Here is a 21,346-nt window from a genome sequence, read left to right as displayed (position 1 = left end):
TCAGCCTCCTGTTAGTTGATTGATGGCAATTTGCGGTAATAACTCTTCAATTTTATCCAGTGTACCGAGATCGGATGAAAAGGCTGTAGCACTTCCTGCGGCAAGACTGAAGCGGAAAGCGGATAAAATATCCCCAGTCCTTTCATATGTCCCGATGAAACCTGCGACCATGGAATCACCGGCACCCACTGAGTTGATGACGTTCCCTTTTGGAACATTTGCGGAATATGACTCTCCACCGGTGCAAAGCACGGCCCCCTGTCCCGCCATTGAAACAATAACATTTTGTGCTCCTGCTTCAACCAATTTAGTGCCATATTCTCTAGCATCATCAACAGTCCTTATTTCTGTGGAAAAAAGCTCACCCAGTTCATGGTGATTCGGCTTTATTAAAAATGGCCGGTGTGGAAGGACATTCAGTAATCCCTTGCCACTCGTATCCACCACCACTTTAATGCCGTTATCGGAACATGACCTTGCCATGGCTTCGTATACATCCGATGGAACGCTTGGAGGGATGCTTCCTGACAAAATGAGGATATCATTATTATTCAACTGTTCAATTTGGCTAAATAATTGTTGATAATTCCCTTTTGAAATGACTGGCCCTTGGCTATTAATTTCGGTCTCCAGCCCTGTCTTTAATTTGATGTTTATTCTTGTATCTCCAGCTATCTCTGTAAAGTCCGTGAAAATCTCTTCCTGTCTTAAAAACCTTTTTACAAATTCACCTGTTTGTCCACCGATGAATCCTAAAGCAGTCGTACTATTGCCCAGCCTTTTAAGCACTCGGGAAACATTGATCCCTTTCCCTCCAGGGAATTTTGCATCATAACTGGTTCGATTCACCTTGCCCATTTGAAAACTTTCCACCTCGACAAGGTAATCGATGGATGGGTTGAGTGTCACTGTATAAATCATTAAATGGTCACGACCTTTACCTTTGGATTTTTATCGAGTTGAGCAACAGCCTCTTCATCATTGCTGTCAGTAAGGATTATGGCATCGCTTACATCTGCCACCTTAGCGAAAGTAGCTTCATTCAGTTTTGAACTGTCAGCAAGCACATAAGTTTCGTTAGAGAGGCGTAACGCCATCTTCTTCAGTAGGGCTTCTTCCGGATCGGGTGTTGTGAAACCCAGATCTTGATGGATGCCGTTCATTCCCAAGAAACATTTATCAAAACGGTATTCATTCAAAAACTGTACAGCATTACTTCCTATAACCGCATTTGTCGAAAATTTAATCATTCCGCCAACTAACACTGTTTTGATTTCCAATTCGATGAGTTTTGGAATATGCATAAGACCATTTGTCAGCACCGTTATATTTTTATCCTTTAAATAAGGAATCATTTCCGCAGTTGTCGTGCCTGCATCAAGATATATACAATCATTTTTCTCTATGAATGAAGCCGCCAGCCTTGCTATAAGTTGTTTTTCAGCTCTTGCTTTGTTTTGTTTTTCAATAGTTGTTGGTTCAAGGCCTTTTCTTTGAAGTAAAGAGGCCCCGCCATGCACACGCTTCAAGAGCTTCATTTCTTCGAGTTGCACTAAATCTCTCCGAATGGTCGACTCCGAGGCTTGTAGCTGATCTACAAGCTCCTGCAGCTTTACCGTTCCATGTTCTTTAAGGATCGATAAGATGAACTGGTGCCTTTCAGTTGTCAACAATTCGCCCACCTCACTTTAATATCATCATCATATATGAAAACGAAGGAATAATCAATCACAAACGTTTAAAAATACTCAAATTCATTCAAAAATACCTTCAAAAACATTCAACTTCAATTGAGAAAACCTTTCTTGAACCCCATTATCTCTTTTTCTATGAAAATATCCTTTCAGTTCTTCAAACAAAAAACCCCCATGTCATGATGACAGGGGGGTTTCTTATTATTTTATTAGCCTTGAAGTAAAAGTTGTTCTGGATCTTCCAGCATATCTTTGATAGCCACTAAGAAACCAACAGCTTCTTTTCCGTCTACGATACGGTGATCATAAGATAATGCAAGGTACATCATTGGTCTGTTTTCGATTTGATCTCCAACAGCGATTGGACGAGTCTTTATTGTATGCATGCCCAAGATCCCAACTTGAGGGGCATTCAAGATTGGTGTTGATAATAGGGAACCGAAAGTCCCTCCATTTGTGATGGTAAAAGTACCACCTGATAAATCTGAAAGTCCCAGTTTGTTGTTACGCGCTTTAACAGCTAAATCGGAAATGTTCTTCTCGATTTCAGCAAAGCTTTTGCGGTCAGCATCCCTTACTACCGGAACAACAAGACCTTCATCTGTGGATACAGCTACACCGATATCATAAAAGTTCTTTTTCAGGATATGGTCGCCTTGGATTTCAGCATTCAATAGCGGATATTTTTTCAATGCGCCAATGACCGCTTTAGTGAAGAATGACATGAAACCAAGTTTAACGTCATTTGTTTTCACGAAAGAATCCTTATGGCGGTTACGCAATTCCATGACTGCAGAAAGATCGACTTCGTTAAAAGTAGTAAGCATGGCTGCTTCGGATTGTACTTGAACTAGACGTTTGGCAATGGTTTGACGACGGCGTGTCATCTTAACCACTTCAATGCGGTCATCATTCACTTCAACAGGAGCGGCTGCTTGTTTAGCTGCAGGAGCTTGTTTTGGAGCTGCCGCAGGTGCTGTAGGAGCTGCAGGAGCATTACTTGCTGCTTCTACGTCTTGTACACGTACACGACCTAGTGGGTCGGCTACAGGCACTTGAGTCAAGTCAATTCCTTTTTCACGAGCCAATTTCCTTGCAGCTGGTGAAGCAATAACTTGTTGAGTGGATGATGCTTCTTTCGCTTCTGCTTTAGGAGCCTCTTTAGCAGGAACCGCTTGTTCAGCCTTAGCTGGTTCTGCTTTAGCTTCTTCAACCTTAGGAGCTTCCGCTTTTGGAGCTGCTGCAGCTGATCCATTTTCATCAACGATGGCGATAGCCTGTCCGACTTGGACAGTATCGCCTTCTTCTGCTAAATGTTCCGAAAGTGTACCAGTATAATCTGAAATGATTTCCACGTTGACTTTATCCGTTTCAAGTTCAAGGACATATTCTCCTTTTTCAACGTGATCACCGGGTTGTTTTAACCATTGCGCAATAGATCCTTCAGAAATTGATTCTGCTAATTCAGGTACTTTTACTTCAGCCATTTTATTTCTCCCCCTCATTATTGCGTGTAATTGCTTGAGTCATAATCCGTTGTTGTTCATTTTTATGGACAAGTGGATCTCCCTCAGCCGGGCTTGATCTGCGCTTCCTTCCTATATATGTTACTGAAAGATTGCCAGGAGCCGCTGCATTTAGGCGAGGTTCAACAAATGTCCAAGCACCCATGTTTTTAGGTTCTTCTTGAGCCCAGAAGATTTCTTTAAGATTTGTATATTTTTTCAGGGCTTCTTGAACTCCAGTGAATGGGAATGGATAAATCTCTTCGATACTGATGATTTGCAACCAATCCGTATTTTTTTCAGTTGCCGCTTTTTCACGAAGTTCAACCGCCAATTTACCTGATGCAAAAACAATGCGTTCAACCGATTTAGGTTTTTTGCCCAAAGCTTTGGTTTCTACGAAGGATTCAAATGCGCCTTCACTGAATTCTTCTGCTGTAGAAGCCATCACTTGATTACGGAGCATACTCTTCGGTGTCATGATGACAAGCGGACGTACTTGCTCTTGATCCAAAATCTTAGCTTGTCTTCTAAGGATATGGAAGTATTGAGCTGCCGAACTTAAGTTGGCAACTGTCCAGTTGTTTTCAGCTGCTAATTGAAGGAAGCGTTCCAGTCGTGCACTTGAGTGCTCTGGCCCTTGTCCTTCATAACCGTGTGGAAGCAGCATGACAAGACCTGATTTTTGACCCCATTTTGCACGGCCTGCCGCGATGAATTGGTCAAAGATCACTTGTGCTGTATTAGCGAAGTCACCGAATTGCCCTTCCCATAATACAAGTGTCTCAGGTGCAAATACATTATAACCATATTCATAAGCCAGAACTGCCGTTTCAGTAAGCGGGCTGTTATGAACAGCGAATGATGCTTTGGCAGTTTCAAGTGTGTGAAGTGGTGAATATGTTTTGCCATTAACACTATCATGTAACATGATATTACGTTGTGCGAATGTTCCACGCTCTGAATCTTGTCCTGTCAAACGGATTGGTGTGCCGTCACTCAATATGGATGCAAATGCCAATGTCTCGGCATGAGCCCAATCAATTTTTCCGTCAGCACCAAAGGAATCCAAGCGACGTGATAAAATCTTTCCTAATTTTTTATTAGGAGTGAATCCTTCCGGCCACTTAACAAGTTCTTCGTTAATTGTAACAAGTTCTTGTTTCGGAACTGCCGTTTCAATGGCTGGAAGTCCTTTTTCAATAATCCCAGGAGGATTACACTCTTTAGAAGCTTCCGGTTTATTTCCGGAAATTTTCGCATATGCATCTGCAAGCCTTGTATCCACTTGCTCAGCAATCGCTTTAACTTCGGCTTCAGTGAACTCGCCAGTTTCAATAAGTTTTTTCCCATAAAGCTCTTTAACGGTTGGGTGCTTATGAATTAATGCATACATTTCAGGTTGAGTCACCAATGGCTCATCCATTTCGTTATGGCCGAAACGTCTGTAACCGATCAGGTCGATCAAGAAATCCTTGTTGTATTTTTCACGATATAGGTTAGCAAGGTTCACAGCAGCCATACATGCTTCTGGATCATCTGCATTCACATGCACGATCGGCACTTCAAAGCCTTTTGCCAAATCACTAGCATATAAAGTTGAACGTGAATCTTCACTTTCCGTTGTAAAACCGATCATGTTATTGGCAATGATATGGATGGCGCCGCCAACTTGATAACCGCGTAAACGGCTTAAGTTAAACGTTTCAGGTACAATTCCTTCACCTGGGAATGCTGCATCACCATGAATCAGGATTGCAAGGGATTTGGAAATGTCCTGAACAGGGAATCCTTTTTCTGAACGGTCTTCTTGAGCCGCACGAGAATACCCTTCCACGATTGGACCGACCACTTCCAAGTGACTTGGGTTATTGGCAAGTGTAATCCTTGCTTTTTGTATATTAGCTTTAGTAATCTGTTTATCCAGACCTAAATGGTATTTAACATCACCGGTCCATCCATTGTTAATGCCTGTTGAACCTTCGGAAGGAACCAAATCTTTATTAGGTGAATGTTGGAATTCAGAGAAAATGACCTCATATGGCTTTCCTAATACATGTGCAAGCACATTCAAACGTCCACGGTGAGCCATGGCAATATTCACATTCCCCGTTCCGTTTTGAACAGTTTGTGAAATCATTTCATCTAAGATCGGAACCAAAGCATCCAGTCCTTCAATAGAGAAACGTTTTTGCCCTACATATGTGCGGTGAAGGAATTTCTCGAAGCCTTCTACTTCATTCAATCGTTTAAGTAATAGTTCTCTTTTCTCTTTTCCCACTTCCGGGAACATGTTTCCGGATTCGACCATATCAGTAAGCCATTGCTTTTCATCCAAGTCATTAACATGATGAAATTCAAAGGCTATCGTTTTTGTATAGAGTTGTTTTAGGTATTGTACGGCTTCGTATCCGTCTTTCACGTCTTCAGGTGATTCCGGACAAATTAAGTCAGCCGGTATTTTCCTTAAATCATCTGCAGTCAAGCCATATTTTTCAAAGTGAATTTGTTCAGTGTCCAGAGCTTCTTCTTTTAAAGGATAAATATTTGCAGCAAGATGTCCGTATGCACGGATATTTTCAGCTAAATTAACTGCAGACATAATTTTCTTCATTGGAAGAACTTCTCCAGTTTGTACAGTTGATGCACTTACAGTCGTTGTTTCTGCCGATACATCGAATGAAGGAGGACCAGATACTTCAAAAAAGTTTTTCAGTTCCGGATCCACTTCTTCCGGGTTGGCTAGAAATAAATCGTATTGCTCCATGACATACCCAAGGTTTGGACCCGAAAAGGTTTTCCAGTGGTCTAATACCTTAGAATCATTGATGGTCATTTTGTAAACCCCCAAATTTTTCTCATAATTTTTTTCATTTCGTTTTATCCATCCCCAAATTTCTTTCTTCTAAATTCTCCCCAAATATATGATATATATAAGATATATACTAAATAACTTTGGTTATTGAATAATAAAATTTTAAAGGATAAAACGTTTTCAGATGTTATATTAACATGTTTTTGTCGAAATATCCAAAGGTTAAACCACTTTATGCAACCTTTTTTAAACTATATTTCTGTTTAATTCGTCAAAAATCGCTTTTAATTGTCTTTTTTGCTCATTTAAGTCTTTTTTTCGCTAAAAAAAGAATTTTGTATTTTTGTATAATGATTATTTTTCAGGTAAATTTAACTAGTTTGAAAACCCTTTCACCTCAATCAAACTTCCAAGCTGTTAAACTCAGATTGCCATATTGAAAGCTTCTGTGCAGGAGAGTAGCTTTTTTGTTGTCATCTCCTGACCCCATTGCGATGACCAATGGAATGAAATGCTCTTTGGAAGGCACAGCCTCTGTACTGTAAGGGGCGATTTTTTCATAATTGAACAAAGATTGCAAATCCCATTTCATGATATTCTCTTCGACCCAGTTCTCAAACTCGATTGCCCATCCTTCTGCAACATGCATATCTTTCTGAATTTGGGTGAAATTATGGACAATTCCACCGCTTCCTATGATTAGGACATTACTTTCCTTTAATTCTCTCAATGCTTTCCCAATTTCATACTGCTTGTCCAATGGCAGCGCAGGACTGATGGACATGGATACGGTCGGGATGTCAGCTTCGGGATACATGATATGCAAAAGCCCCCATGCTCCATGATCCAGGGGGCGCCTTTCATCAAGTTCCCCCAATACACCTATCTTGGACAATAAGGTTAAAATTCGATCTGAAAGCTCAAGGCATCCCCTGGCAGGATAAGTTATTTGAAATATTTCTTCAGGATATCCTGCAAAATCATAAATGACTTCATGCTTCCCTACTGCAGAAATCATTTGATCTTCATTTTCCCAATGTGCTGACAAAATAACGATGGCAGCAGGTTTCTTCATAGCTTGCATATAATCCTTCAAAAAAGAAGTGTAGCTATTCTTTTCCAAAGCTAATAGCGGTGTTCCATGTGATAAAAACAATGATGGCATCATAGAAACGATAAATCCTTTCACAATGTAATCTCTATATCCTATACCTTAATTTACTATAGATAAACAATGTGTTCATCAATTAAATTGCATTTTTGGGGTTGTCTCATCAATAGTATCAAAGGTATACCCTTCTTTTTTTAGGAATTCAATTATATCAGGCAATGCTTTCACTGTATTTTTCATACTATTGATATCATGCAATAAGATATTAACATGCTTTTGATCTTTCGTCCCTTTTTGTACAGCAGTAATGATTTGTCGTTCACTTATTGACGGACTGAAGCCATCTGTCGAGTCAATGGACCAATCAAAGTATATATACCCTTTGTCCTTTAGTTGTTGAAGGATTCCATTGATGATGGGTTTAGTGGCAGCCTGATGCCGCAGACGATTATTCGAGCCGCCAGGAAGGCGCACAATTCTGCTTTTTAACCCATACTCCTTTTGCAGCATGGTTTCAAGTCTATTCAAATCTTGAAAGAAACCCTCAGTCGATCGATAAATGATGGAATAATCATGTGTATATGAATGAAGGGCAATCGAATGACCGCGGGAAATCATTTCCTGATAGCATTCCTTTGCGTATGGCTCTTCGTTGCCTTTAACGAAAAATGTGGCTTTAACATGATAGCGGTCCAAAATATCCAATATCTTGATGGTATTCAAAGATGGTCCGTCATCGAAAGTCAAATAGGCGATTTTCTGATTTTCCTTACTTTTTAGGAGTGGTGTCATCTCTTCAGGTACCATTGCATGTACTTGAACGTTTTGCACAGCCATAAGGAACAAAATAATAATGAAAGAACCCGCCATGGAAAGAAATAAATTAAGCTTATTCTTCATAGGTGTTGCATCCCCTTCCTTTTGACCATTAAGATGTGCAAATATAGGGGATTCATGCGCAATAAGGCAGCGGTAAAAAATACCGCTGCCTTATAATATGAATTATCGATCGACATTAAAGTAACGAGCTTCAGGATGTGCAAAAACAATGGCGGAAACGGAAGCCTCTGGTTCCATCATGCATCCTTCAGTCAATTCCACGCCAATATCTTGAGGTTGTAACAGGCGGAAAAGCTTCTCCTGGTCTTCCAGATTAGGACAAGCAGGATAACCAAAAGAAAACCTTTGTCCGGTGTACTTAGCGGCAAATCGCTCTTTCATGGACATTTCAATCGGATCGCTTATGCCTAAATCATCACGCATTAATTGATGAATTCTTTCCGCAAACCCTTCTGCTGTTTCGAGAGCAAGTGATTGAAGGGCGTGATTTTTCAAGAAATCTCCTTCAAGCTTAAGTTTTTCTGCCCATTTTCTGATTCCTTTTCCGGCAGTGACCAGGAAGAAACCAACATAATCCATTTGCCCGGAGGAGACCGGTTTCGCGAAGTCCGCTAAACAAAGATGCGGACTCGTATCTTGCCTTGGGAAATCGAAAGTTTCCAAAACCTCTTGATGATTGTCCGGGTTGTATACCAATAGCCTATCTCCTTCGCTTTGAGCAGGGAAGAATTGATAAACTGCATGCAAGCCATAATCCGGTTCCTTCTTAAGGAATTCAATCAATTCATCAACGAGATCATTGAGCTGCACTGCTTTTTCATTCCCTTGCTTAAGCAGTTCGGAAACTTTACCTTTTAACCCCAAATGATGACCAATCAGCATTTGCCTATTTATATATGGCTGGATGACATCCAATGGATAGTTTTTCAGGACGTGACGTTTGATGTCACGCGGTATTTGAACAGGAACATCGCTTAAAGGAGCAGCTGTGGACTGCTTACGGACAGGTTTTTCCAGCGTGGCGGCAATGGCGGCATTCGCTTTCGACCTTTCTCGTTTCTCGACTAACTCTTCCAAGTACACCACTTTTTTGTCAGAGTCATGTAAAATATTCGTTACAGCCAAACCATCCATCGCATCTTTGGAATATAAAACCGGTCCTTCATATTCAGGTGATATTTTAAAATCGGTGAATTTACGTGATAATGCTGCCCCACCCACTAATATTGGGGTATCTATTCCAGCTTGCCTTAAATCCTGAGCGGTTAAAACCATTTGCTGTGCAGATTTGACAAGTAACCCAGAAAGGCCAATGATGGTTGGCTCATGTTTTCGAACCTCTTCAATGATTTGTTGCGGGGCGACCTTGATCCCTAAATCAATGACTTCATAGCCATTATTCGATAGGATGATATCCACTAGGTTTTTCCCGATATCATGTACATCTCCCTTGACAGTCGCCAAAAGGATTTTCCCTTTCTTAGCGCTATCTTCAGAGTTTTCCATAAGTGGTTCAAGGTGAGATACTGCCGCTTTCATCGCTTCAGCACTCTGAAGCACCTCTGCGACAATAAGTTGGTTGTCATTAAACAACCGACCCACTTCACTCATGCCATCCATCAATGGTCCATTGATGATTTCCAATGGGGTATCACCGCGCTCAATCGCTTCATTTAAATCATCAATTAATCCTTCTTTCGTTCCTTCGATAATATAGTTACCTAGACGTTCGTCCAATGGCAGGATCACACCATTATCCTTCTTCTCAGCTTTTTTTCCACGATAAAATTCGGTGAAAATCGCTAAAGTTTCAGTTGAAGTCTCAAACAGGAGTGCCTCAGCCAGTTTCACTTCCTCTTCCGGAATCAGAGCGAAACGTTCAAGTTTTTCTGTATTCACGATGGCATAATCGAGCCCCGCTTTTGTACAATGGTAAAGGAAAACTGCATTTAATATTTCCCTTCCCCTCGCTGGCAGACCGAAAGAAACGTTAGAAATGCCAAGTATCGTTAGACATTCTGGAAACTTTTCTTTAATCGCCCTTATTCCATTCACCGTCTCTAAAGCAGACCCGATATATTGTTCATCTCCTGTGCCTACAGGAAATACAAGCGGATCAAAGATGATGTCACTTTTGTTTAGACCGTACTTATTGACGAGCAGATCCACAGACCGTGTTGCCACTTCCAATTTCCGTTCAGCATCGACGGCCATCCCGATTTCATCAATGGTTCCTACGACAACTGCAGCACCATATTGATGGACTAAGGGTACTATTTTTTCAAAGCGCTCTTCACCATCTTCAAGGTTTATGGAATTAATGATCGATTTTCCTTGTGAATGTTTTAATGCTTGTTCAAGTACAACTTCATCCGTAGTATCGATGACCAAAGGGACCTTCACTTTTTTGACGACCTCTTCCACGAATTCCTTCATATCGCCAAGCTCATCCCCATCAGGATCAGCAAGACAAATATCAATGACATGGGCGCCTTTTTTCACCTGGTTACGTGCAATTTCGGCTGCTGGCTCGTAATGCTTGCCGCGTATCAGCTCCTTGAACTTTCGGGAACCGATAACATTCGTCCTTTCACCTACGAATAAAGGACGCATTGAATCATCATAAATGAGCGGCTCTATGCCTGATACGGCATGACCATGGGCAGTTTCCGTAATAGTACGGGGCTTCATGCCTTCGAGGACCCTGGAAAGTTCTTTAATATGCTCTGGTGTCGTACCACAACATCCGCCAATGATATTGACCCATCCCTTTTCGGCAAATTGCTTCATTTTCTCTGCCAGGGAAGTAGGTGACTCATGATAGTGGCCCTCTTCATCAGGGAGCCCGGCATTCGGATAACAGCTGATGGCGCTGTTTGATATATCTGCAAGTGTCCTGATATGGTCTATCATGAATTCCGGCCCTGTTGCACAATTAAGGCCGACAGCTACGGGCTTCATATGTTCAACCGATAAATAAAAAGCTTCTATGGACTGGCCAGCAAGTGTCGTGCCCATCGGTTCGATTGTTCCTGATATGATGACAGGCACATCTTTTCCTGTTTTTGCGAATGCTGCTTTGATTCCAGAAAAGGCAGCCTTGACATTAAGCATATCCTGACAGGTTTCCACCAACAGCAAGTCTACACCGCCATCCAAGAGACCCAGTGCCTGTTCTTCATAAGAATCGGTTAAAATATCAAAAGTCGTTCCGCCCGTTACGGAAAGCGTTTTTGTAGTGGGGCCCATCGAGCCAGCTACATACCTTGGCCATTCCTCATTGGAATACTTTTCACAAGCTTTAACGGCAAGCTCAGCAGAAATTTTATTTAGCTTGTAGGCGATCGTGCTTATTTGGTATTCCTCAAGAACGATGCTGGTCGCTCCAAAGGTATTTGTTTCAATGATATCTGCGCCCGCCGCTAAATATTTTTCATGAATGGATTGGATGATTTCCGGCTGGGTCAGTGATAAATATTCATTGCAGCCCTCGAATTGTTCCCCGCCAAAATCATCTGCTGTCAAATCCTCCGCTTGAAGCATGGTTCCCATCGCCCCATCAAGTAGGAGAATTTTGGAATTTAACTGATCTTGAATCGCTTTTTTATTCATGTACTGCCACCTCTGATGTCTGTTTACTATCGACTTTTCTAATATATTTCGTAAGTTCCGCCGTCATTTCATAGCGAAGGAACGGAGTGATTAAATATATGCCCTTGAATTTTTCCCTTGCCGCGTCCACCAGTTCCCGCGCGATACTAACCCCTTCAATCCTTGACTTTACAGGGTCATCCCCCGCTAAAGCCATTGCCCTTCTTACGTTATCAGGCAATTTGATGCCTGGGATCTCATTATGGATGAATTCTGCGTTCCGGGTGCTTGTCAAAGGCATGATACCGATGAAAATCGGGGTTTCTAAATGTTTTGTAGCTTCATGTACTTCTTCGATTTGCTCCACCGAATAAATTGGCTGTGTCAAAAAGGATTGAGCACCACAGGAAATCTTCTTTTCCATTCTCAGTACTGCTTTATCCAGATATTTCACATTCGGATTAAACGCTGCCGCAATTTTAAAATTTGCCCGTTGCCCCAGACTTTGACCGGAATAGGAAAGACCTTCATTAAATTGTTTGACCATGCTTATAAGGTCGAAGGAAGATAAATCATAAACCGAAGTGGCACCCGGGAAGTCCCCTATTTTTGAAGGATCTCCGGTGATGATCAATAATTCATTCAGCCCCACCGTCTGCAGACCCATTAAATGTGATTGCAGGCCAATCAAATTTCGATCACGGCATGTTATGTGCACCATCGGATTAATATTCAATTGGTTCTTCAGTAGGTTAGCCAGAGCATCATTCGATATCCTTGGTGAGGCAAGTGAATTATCCGCTAGTGTAATTGAATCGACCCCTGCTTTTTTCAAAACCTCTGCACCGGTCATGAAGCTCTCTATTCCCAGCTTTTTAGGTGGATCAAGTTCCACCAGGATCGTCCTTTCCGTCTTGGCCTTTTCGTACAGTGGAAGTTCCAATTCTCTTTCGTTCACTTCAATTATTTCTATTTCACGGGATTTCGTAACTTTCTCTTTTACGGGGGCAAAACTTCCGATCGCATTCTTTACAGCTTGAATATGCAGTGGCGTCGTTCCACAGCACCCGCCTATGATAGCGGCACCTTGCTCACGAAGTTCCAGGGCACTTGAACCGAAATATTCCGGCACGGCTTTATAGACGAGCCTTCCATCCACATAATCAGGGAGGCTGGCATTAGGGAATATGGCAATCGATGCTTGCTTTGGCAAACTCACTTCTTCCAACGCCCGGATCATATGATGTGGACCAAGACGGCAATTCACCCCAACAACATCGGCACCCAATTGCTCGAGTTTTTGAAAGGCTTCATTTAAATGGATTCCATTTTGGAGATTACCCAGTTCATGCATCGAGACATTTGCGATGATCGGCAGTCCAGTTTCATTTTTTACGATTTGCAGAACGGTTTCCAGCTCTTCCAGGTCATAAAATGTTTCCAAGAGAATCCCATCAGGATTTTCCATCAACAGACTGTATAGCTGTTCACGAAACCCCCGTTTAATCTCTTCCATGCTTAAATCCGATTTTCTGATACTCCGTTGTGCCCCTATGGTACCGAAGACATAAGCCTTTCCTTTTGCCGCTTTTTTAGCAAGAATGACTCCCTGGCGATTGATTCTGCTTACTTCATCTTCAAGTCCATACCGTTTCAATTTGTTGAAATTGGCTCCGTATGTATTCGATTGAAGGATATCTGCACCAGCTTCCAGATAGGCACGATGGATAGACTCTATTTGATCCGGATTCGTGCAGTTTAATTCCTCATAACATTGATCGATGCCATTTGAGTACAATAAGGTCCCCATTGCCCCTTCCCCAACCAGCATTCTTTCTTTCACTTCTTTACGAAAATTCATCATTACACCCTCTCTCAAAAACAGTCCTGTTTTTGTCGTATTTTATGAGTATGAGAGAAAAGGAAAAAAAACCTTCTCAAAGAAGAAGGTTTTTTGAAACATTCTCCTCATCTATCAAGCTCTGCTTGCTGGATTTAGCACCTTTGCCTAAGCTGGTTGCTGAGGTTTCTTCGGGCCAGTCCCTCCACCTCTCGCGATAAGATCCATTTATATAATTTTCACAAGATTTCAAAATTAGATTATATTTAATTTACATTAATAATCTGTCAATTTCAATACCTGATCGACATTTTTTTCACTTTTGCAAAAATGATTCAATCTTTTGCAGCCTGAACCCTCTTCAAGATTCTTTGTTTCCAGTCTTCCGCTAATGGGTCCAGAGTAAGTAAAGCCTTGGCGCCTTCCAGCCCATCTCGTTTATGAAGGATTACCTCTGCTGCATAATGAACTGAAATTTTTTCTTGCAAACGATCTATTAGCACGATCTCGTTTTGTTTATTTATCGTTCCTTCTTGAAGTACTCTTGCAAAATAACCAGTGAAACTCGTTTTCAGCACGAGTTCCAAAAACTTAGGTTCTTGATTGAAGTGGGAAATGGTCGAACAAGGTATCCTCCCCTGGTTAATTTGAACAATCACATCGCCTATTTGATAAATATCGCCGATAAACGTGGTTTCTTCCCTCATCCCCGCTACGGTTAAATTTTCACCGAATGCTGGGATATCCAGCTTTTTAGAGAATCTTTCATTCCATAATGAATAATGCTCAAAGGGGTAAAAGCACAAAGCCCGATCAGGACCTCCATGGAACTTTTCATTACCTACCCCATCACCAATTATGCCTGATTTAGTCACTTTCACATTATCCTGTGCTTGTTTATCCATGGCTGAAAAGATATCGACATTCGAAAAACTTTCATGTTTCGGCTTTCCGGCCTGAAGTGATTTGATTTTTCCATTTTCCATTTTCCATCTTCCATTCATATTTAATTTATATCATCCTATATGTATAAATTATACTAAAAATCCATTATATTAGTAGTTTTTAAAAATATATGAAGTGAAAAAGCCACATGAGCCGTTAAATGGGCGAAATATCATTGATTTCCAGAAAAATTCATAGGTTAGTTTCAGTAATTTTGTTGCTATTTCAGAATTAAATATGGTAGAATATGAACACAATATATAGTCGAAAACTACAACCGTTCGCCTATATGTTGATTTTCACGATTGAATTCCTCATTGTCGCTCTTTAGGGAGCGAATTTTTTTGCCTTCATTATCATCCATCATTTTCTTTTAGTTCCATTCTAATCCTTAAATCGTGATTCACTTACCTATTTTCACTTTCATTCCCTATTCAAATACCTCCCTGTAAAGTCACTTTCATTCCCTTATAAGAGGCCTGATTCCTTGCTAAAACAAGCAGAAAAGCCGAGCGACACCATATGTCTTCCGCTCAGCTTCCTGTTTAAGCTTGTTTCTTTTTTTTTGGTGCCGCTTTCTTTCGGGTCGTCTTTTTCTTTTCCGGTTCATCATGTTTCGTACGGTCAATGGATGCCTGTAATGCCTCCATTAAATCGGTTACATTGTTGGAAACTGGTTCTTTTGTTTTGGCTGTAATCGTCGTCTGTCCCGTTTTCTTTGATTCAATTAATTCAAGTAACGCGGTTCGATAGTCATCGGTGTATTTTGTCGGATCGAAAGTGGTCGTTAATTGATCTATTAATAATACGGCAGTATCGATTTCTTTTTTTGCAATGGTATCATTGGCGGGGATATTCGGAACATCCGCTGTGGAACGGACTTCATCCGGATAATGAATCGTTTCCATCACCAAGGTATTATCAACGACTCGGATTACCGCCATTTGTTCTTTAGAGCGAATGATGATTTTTGCTAATCCTACCTTATTCGATTCCTTGAGGGCCTGCCTCAATAGGGAATAAGCTTTTAACCCTCCATCATTAGGGGACATGTAGTAACTCCGATTGAAATAAATGGGATCTATTTCTTCAATTTTAACGAAATCCACAATTTCCACGGCTTTTTCTTCGTTTTGTTTTTTCAGTTGCTCTAGTTCATTGTCTTCCAATACAACAAATTTTCCCTTTGTATACTCAAAAGCGCGGACTATATCATCCTTACCCACTTCTTTCTGGCATACCGGACAAACTTTTTCGTATTTAATCGGTGAATGACATTCCTTATGCAACGTCCTTAAAGAAATATCCTTATCCTCCGTTGCAGCATGAAGTTTGATCGGAATGTTCACCAAACCGAATGATATGCTCCCCTTCCACATCGTATGCATATTCGTCACCTCATAACTTATTTTTAAAGAGAAGAACAATTTTATTATTCCCCTTTGTTCAAAAAAAACCGAAAAAACAATTGCCAACTCTAACACTTCGTTTTTTTGGCAAAATAATGTTAATCAATTATTTGCGGAGGTGATACAAAAATGAAACCGATGCTGCCAACATATTCCCCCGAAGCCCCCAGCTCCAAGGATTGGCGTTATGAAGTCAAATATGACGGCTTTAGGGCTATTTTAACGATAGACTCCGATACCATAAGCCTTTCAAGTCGGAACGAGAAGGAATTATCACCACAATTCCCAGAAATCATTGCTTACATCAAAGAACTGGACCTGGAAGAATATCTCCCGCTTCAGTTGGATGGAGAATTGGTCTGGCTTACCAATGAAGCGAAAGCGGACTTTTTTCAAATACAGTGGCGAGGACGCCTTGGTAAACAATCCCTAATATCCGAAAAATCCCGCTTTTCCCCATGCCGGTTTATAGCGTTTGACCTGCTTCGCATCAACGGAAAAAACTTAGCAGCTAAACCTATGGAAGAACGTAGGGAATTGATGTTGAATATGGGGGCAAAACTTGGCTTTCCTATTCCGCCTGATCCCAACGATAAGGCTTTGATACAATTAATAGAAAGTTTTGACGTTTTGGAAAGTGCCTTGAATAAGGTCACCCTATTAGATGGCGAAGGGGTTGTCGCCAAGGAAATTAGGGGTACTTGGCAAGAAGGAAAACGTACTACATCTTGGATTAAGGTGAAAAACTGGAAAACCGTTTCTTGTTTCATTACAGCATTGCACAAAGAAAATGGTTATGTTTCCCTCGCAGTTTTCAAGGAAGGTGCCGTAACGAAAATCGGAAGTGTTAAAAATGGACTGAGTGCTCAAGATAAAAGTATATTGCATCAACTGATAAAGCAAAATGCATCAAACGAAGACGCACAATTTTTTTATATCCATCCATCCATTTGCATAGAAGTTCAATTCTTACACGTATACGAGGAAAATGAATTGCGTGAACCCCAGTTTTCGCAATGGCTTTTACAAACGACTCCCGATGAATGTACCTGGGAGAAATTCGTGCTAGGTCAATACACATTTCCAGATACGGTACAAATAACTTCCAGGGATAAACCGCTTTGGATAACTGAAGGTAAACAGGTGGTAAAAGTTGAATACCTTCATTATTTACGAGAGGTTTCAGCTTTCTTCTTACCCTACTTGAAGGATAAACTGCTTACGACGATCCGCTATCCTCATGGCACTTTGGATAAAGAAAGATTTTTCCAGAAAAACAAACCTGATTATGCGCCGGCCTTTATTAAAACGTTCATGGATGAGGATATCGAATACATGCTGTGTAACGATATTGAAACGCTTCTTTGGTTTGGTAATCAGCTTGCATTGGAATTCCATGCCCCATTTCAGAAAGCGGGTAAAACAAGACCTGACGAAATCGTCTTGGACTTGGATCCCCCATCAATCGAATTTTTCTCCTTTGCGATAAAGGCCGCACAGGAAATTAAAAAAGTGATGGAATCATTAAGGATTAAAGCTTTTGTAAAAACTTCAGGTAATAAAGGACTGCAAATTCACATCCCACTGCCTGAAGACAGATTTACTTATCAGGAGACACGCATATTCACCGACTTTCTCGGTGACTACTTAACAAGTTCCAATCCAAATGATTTTACAACCGAAAGAATGAAAATAAATCGGCACAATCGACTTTACTTGGACTTTGTGCAGCATAGTGAAGGAAAAACCATCATCCAGCCTTATTCCCCACGGGGAAATTCTTTCGCAGGTGTGGCTACTCCTTTGTTTTGGGAAGAAGTGGACGAAAATCTCCAGTTAAAGGACTATACGATTGAAACCATCCCAAACAGAATAAAAAGGGATGGATGTGCTTTTGTGGATTACAGACTTGTCGATAATGGACCAGCCTTTTTGGAAGTTTTGTCGTTCCTAAAACAAAAAAAAACCAACAACTGAAGTAAACCCAAAGAGTCAGAAGTCGCTTTATTTATGGGATTCGAAATGGTCTCATCCCGAAACCCTTTCTCAATTTAATATAGAGAATACAAGACTGGCTTTCACAAAACATGATTTTTTACTGTTTTATATGAGATGAAAACTCACTGGATTGAAGAAATTTGCGACACTCCTGCCGAATAACTGGCTAGCCGAGACCCCACAGGCGCTTGAGCCTAGGAGGCTTGGCAGACACTCGGCAGAAAGGGAACCGATTTCTGAAATCAACTGCAACTTTTTCAAATAAGAAAACTGCAGGCAAACTCGCTTTTCTCCGAGTTTGCCTGCAGTTTGAAGATTTCTTTATAATTTTGTTTTCAAATAACTTTGCACTTCATCCTGAAGCTTGGCATATAAGCTTGTTTCCAATTCAAAATCCTCTTTTTCAAGCATTTCAAATTTTTCAGGCTGATCTAAATCTATTTCAATCGATACCTTGAATTCATAAGTTGCGTTCCCGATTAAATCAATTGAATACTTTTGGCTTTCTTCATCATGATGGACGACACATTTCACTTTTCCGCCGTTATTGTAGACAGATATTTCACTTTCCAACGCGTTTAAACCAACAGAGCATGTTACAAGGCTTGAAGCCGACATCGCCGTTCCACATGCATTCGTGAAGCCTACTCCCCGTTCGAATGTCCGCACATAAATGCTCCCTGGTTCCAGCTCTTTCACAAAGCTGACATTGACACCATCAGGGAAAAGTTCATTTGGTTGATTGACCTTTGTTGAAAGTTCTTCCTGCAAATCACTTTGTAAAACATCACTATCGACGAGTGTGATCAAATGTGGATTAGGAACCGCCAATGCCGAAAATAGCAGGGTATCATGAAGTTCCGGCAATGGTTCGTTTTGCAGCTGTTCTTTAGCCAATACAAGAGGTAGATCCTTCACATTGAAACTTACTGGTGAAATTTCCACCTTGAAAGTCGGAATGCCCTCATAAATATCTTCCGTTTTTTCCACGAGTAGATCTGCCTTCATGGTTTCCACGATCATTTTATCTAGCCCTAGAACGTCGTTCGCGTAACGTGCAACACATCGAAGTCCATTGCCGCACATCGAGGCTTCAGATCCATCCGCATTAAAGACACGCATCCGGCAATCGGCATGTTCACTTTTCATTACGAACAAAATACCATCCGCTCCAAGCTTCTCCCTATTGCATAGGGCCTTCGCGAAATTTTTCCGCTCTTCTTCAGTAAACGTCAGGGTTGTAGTCAATTCATCAATGATTAAGAAATCATTTCCTGAACCATGGCTTTTTAAACCTTCAATAATCATCCTGTCACATCCTCTAATATGCTGCTTTTCATTTATCATTTTTTAATATTCTATATCATAGCATTTTCAAGATGGATGTGTCATCGCGTAAATCACATTAAATCCATTTTTTCCAACGAAAAAACAAATAAGAAGAGCGGTTGGAATAAGAATTAACTCATTCCAACCGCTCTTTTGAATAATTAACCGATCATACCGATGATGAAATAGACGATAAACATTCCGGCACTCACATACATCGGGGCTGACACTTCTTTTGCTTTTCCGGTTACAAGCTTCAAGAAAGGGTACAGGATGAAACCGAATGCCATTCCATCGGCAATACTGTATGTGAAAGGAATGATCGTGATGATCATGATTGCAGGTATGCTCTCGGTTAAATCACTGAAATTCAGCTTTTTTATGTTTCCGAGCATCAAAATGCCAATGATAATCAAGATGGGGGCAATGGCGCTGTCAGGGATTACTTTAATCACCGGTATAAATAACAGTGATAGAATGAATAGAACGCCTGTCACCACTGAAGTAAAACCAGTCCTGCCTCCTGATGCGATTCCAGCTGCCGTTTCTACTGTTGCAACGGTAGGACTCGAACCGAATAAGCCTGATAATAGAACGGACACACTTGTCGCCTGCAGCGACTTTTTATAGGCATCCTGGCGGTTGATACTGTCTACATGCCCGTGTACAAGACCAATATTTTCAAAAACAAGAACCATCGTCATCGCAAATACACTTATCCAGAATTCAATCCGGTTTGCTTCCAGGAACGATAATGAAAAGAAAAGATCGCCGTAGGAAGCTGTGTCTATGCCTGAAAAATGGATATCCGATAGTTGAACCGTTCCGAACCAATAGGCAATGAGGCTGCCTGCCAGGATGGTAATCATGAAATTACCGGGGACATTCTTGATGAACAGCGTGATTGCCAATAAAAAGGTCAACACCGTTGCACACACGGCTGGATCGCTTAAATCTCCGAGTGCGACGATTGATGATGAACCTCCTGTGATTATCCCGCCCTTTTCAAGACCGATTAGCATCAAGAATAAGCCAAGACCGACAGATATGGCTTCTTTTATCGAACTTGGAATCGAATCACTGATTAACTTAGAGTATTTTGTAAAAGCGATGATTACAAAAATTAACCCGGAGATAAACACAGCACCAAGAGCCGATTGCCAAGATAGACCCATTCCTTGAACCATGGTATAAGCAAATAGGGCATTTACGCCCATTCCTGGAACGAGAAGGATTGGGACATTCGCCCAAAGTCCAATCATGACACAGCTTAAAGCAGATAAAAGAATCGTGGCGATCACTGCACCATTAATCGGTATGCCCGCTTCCGATAAAATCAGGGAATTCACGATGAGAATATAGACTATCGTAAAATAGCCGACCACTCCAGCAAGGATTTCACGTTTTCCATTCGTTCCATAGTCGGAAAAATGAAAAAACGTTTCCAAGTTTAATTTCTTCATGTTGTATCCTTATTAAATTTATCCCTCGCCCACCCGTTTGTATTAGTGACAAACTACACTTGGCGATTTTAACAAAAAAAAGGATAAAAATAAATAGCAATGATAAAAATTTGAAAAAAAAACTGCCGGGAATGATCCCGACAGCCTCGATGAATATATTATTTTTGTTCTTGCGAATATCCATCTACTACCAATTCCAGCTTCCCTGTATCAGGCGAAATGATTAGACCATGCACAGGAATATTTTTAGGGATCAAAGGATGTCCTTTAATCACTTCGACGCTGTTCTTACAACTTTCATAAACATCATCAAATCCGCGAAGCCAATTGCGGATATCGATTCCTGCAGCTCCCAGTGTATCGATGGTGCTCTTTGGTATATCACGTTCGATCATCTTGTCCATTACAGAATCGGCATCGACTGATGCCATTCCGCAGTCATGGTGAGGTATGACCAATACTTCATCTGCCTTTAGCTCATAAATAGCAACAAGGATACTCCGCATCACACTTCCGAATGGGTGGGAGACGATTGCGCCGGCAGTCTTCAGGATTTTGACATCGCCATTTTTGACATTCAAGGATTTTGGCAATAGTTCAACGAGCCGAGTGTCCATACAGCTTATGATGACCATACGTTTCTCAGGAAACTTGTCCGTTCTATACTTAACATATTCACCTTTTTCTACAAACTGTTCATTATAATCAAGAATCTCATTAAGTAAACTCATAATTTACCACCTTTTCATTATGTATTTAATTTATGTATCTCCTATTATTATATCAAATATTTAAAAGATTTGCTA

General features: G+C 40.9%; 14 protein-coding genes and 1 riboswitch. Of the genes, 1 reads left to right on the top strand and 13 read right to left on the bottom strand.

Going from position 1 to position 21,346, the window contains the following annotated elements; translation table 11 throughout:
- The 10 genes from pfkB to ACQKMF_RS07410 form a co-directional block, all read right to left on the bottom strand.
- Positions 1-921, bottom strand: coding sequence for a 1-phosphofructokinase (pfkB, locus tag ACQKMF_RS07455; protein ID WP_230175707.1), 921 nt, complete (start codon positions 919-921; stop codon positions 1-3).
- On the bottom strand, positions 921-1,673 hold the full coding sequence (locus tag ACQKMF_RS07450; protein ID WP_402937601.1) for a DeoR/GlpR family DNA-binding transcription regulator: 753 nt from the start codon (positions 1,671-1,673) through the stop codon (positions 921-923). Before ACQKMF_RS07450 ends, pfkB begins: the two co-directional genes overlap by 1 nt.
- 230 nt (positions 1,674-1,903) lie before the next feature.
- Positions 1,904-3,181, bottom strand: a complete 1,278-nt coding sequence (odhB, locus tag ACQKMF_RS07445; RefSeq protein WP_402937603.1) for a 2-oxoglutarate dehydrogenase complex dihydrolipoyllysine-residue succinyltransferase — start codon at positions 3,179-3,181, stop codon at positions 1,904-1,906.
- A 1-nt stretch (position 3,182) separates the two neighbouring features.
- Positions 3,183-6,035 (bottom strand): 2-oxoglutarate dehydrogenase E1 component, encoded by a 2,853-nt coding sequence (locus tag ACQKMF_RS07440; protein WP_427572353.1) that lies wholly within the window; start codon positions 6,033-6,035, stop codon positions 3,183-3,185.
- A gap of 376 nt (positions 6,036-6,411) precedes the next feature.
- Positions 6,412-7,182 carry a dioxygenase family protein gene (locus tag ACQKMF_RS07435; RefSeq protein ID WP_230175704.1) on the bottom strand — a complete coding sequence of 257 codons (771 nt, stop codon included), beginning with the start codon at positions 7,180-7,182 and terminating at the stop codon, positions 6,412-6,414.
- Positions 7,183-7,257: 75 nt separating this feature from the next.
- Entirely contained in the window at positions 7,258-8,025 is a 768-nt protein-coding gene (locus ACQKMF_RS07430; RefSeq protein ID WP_101225210.1) for a polysaccharide deacetylase family protein, read from the bottom strand.
- 102 nt (positions 8,026-8,127) lie between these two features.
- Positions 8,128-11,577: a methionine synthase gene (gene metH, locus ACQKMF_RS07425; protein ID WP_427572351.1), complete on the bottom strand. Its 3,450-nt coding sequence runs from the start codon at positions 11,575-11,577 to the stop codon at positions 8,128-8,130.
- Entirely contained in the window at positions 11,570-13,417 is a 1,848-nt protein-coding gene (locus ACQKMF_RS07420; protein WP_427572349.1) for a bifunctional homocysteine S-methyltransferase/methylenetetrahydrofolate reductase, read from the bottom strand. The genes metH and ACQKMF_RS07420 overlap by 8 nt, the downstream gene beginning before the upstream one ends.
- 104 nt (positions 13,418-13,521) lie before the next feature.
- Positions 13,522-13,620: riboswitch (SAM riboswitch) on the bottom strand.
- Positions 13,621-13,731: 111 nt separating this feature from the next.
- Positions 13,732-14,382 carry an MOSC domain-containing protein gene (locus ACQKMF_RS07415; RefSeq protein ID WP_427572347.1) on the bottom strand — a complete coding sequence of 217 codons (651 nt, stop codon included), beginning with the start codon at positions 14,380-14,382 and terminating at the stop codon, positions 13,732-13,734.
- A 504-nt stretch (positions 14,383-14,886) separates the two neighbouring features.
- Positions 14,887-15,729, bottom strand: coding sequence for a Ku protein (locus tag ACQKMF_RS07410; protein ID WP_427572345.1), 843 nt, complete (start codon positions 15,727-15,729; stop codon positions 14,887-14,889).
- Between the two features lie 150 nt (positions 15,730-15,879).
- On the opposite strand from ACQKMF_RS07410, the gene ligD reads away from it, so the two are divergent.
- Positions 15,880-17,727 carry a DNA ligase D gene (ligD, locus tag ACQKMF_RS07405; protein WP_427572343.1) on the top strand — a complete coding sequence of 616 codons (1,848 nt, stop codon included), beginning with the start codon at positions 15,880-15,882 and terminating at the stop codon, positions 17,725-17,727.
- A gap of 342 nt (positions 17,728-18,069) precedes the next feature.
- On the opposite strand, the gene dapF is transcribed toward ligD, so the two are convergent.
- The 3 genes from dapF to ACQKMF_RS07390 all read right to left on the bottom strand — a co-directional run bounded on the left by dapF (position 18,070) and on the right by ACQKMF_RS07390 (position 21,271).
- Positions 18,070-19,056: a diaminopimelate epimerase gene (gene dapF, locus ACQKMF_RS07400; RefSeq protein WP_101225216.1), complete on the bottom strand. Its 987-nt coding sequence runs from the start codon at positions 19,054-19,056 to the stop codon at positions 18,070-18,072.
- 182 nt (positions 19,057-19,238) lie between these two features.
- Positions 19,239-20,540, bottom strand: coding sequence for an NCS2 family permease (locus ACQKMF_RS07395; RefSeq protein ID WP_402937624.1), 1,302 nt, complete (start codon positions 20,538-20,540; stop codon positions 19,239-19,241).
- A gap of 158 nt (positions 20,541-20,698) precedes the next feature.
- Positions 20,699-21,271 (bottom strand): beta-class carbonic anhydrase, encoded by a 573-nt coding sequence (locus ACQKMF_RS07390; RefSeq protein ID WP_101225218.1) that lies wholly within the window; start codon positions 21,269-21,271, stop codon positions 20,699-20,701.
- Positions 21,272-21,346: the final 75 nt, after the last annotated feature.

It is taken from the genome of Peribacillus sp. NPDC101480 (assembly GCF_050277335.1).
GTDB lineage: Bacteria > Bacillota > Bacilli > Bacillales > DSM-1321 > Peribacillus.
This window is presented reverse-complemented; position numbering and strand designations above follow the sequence as displayed.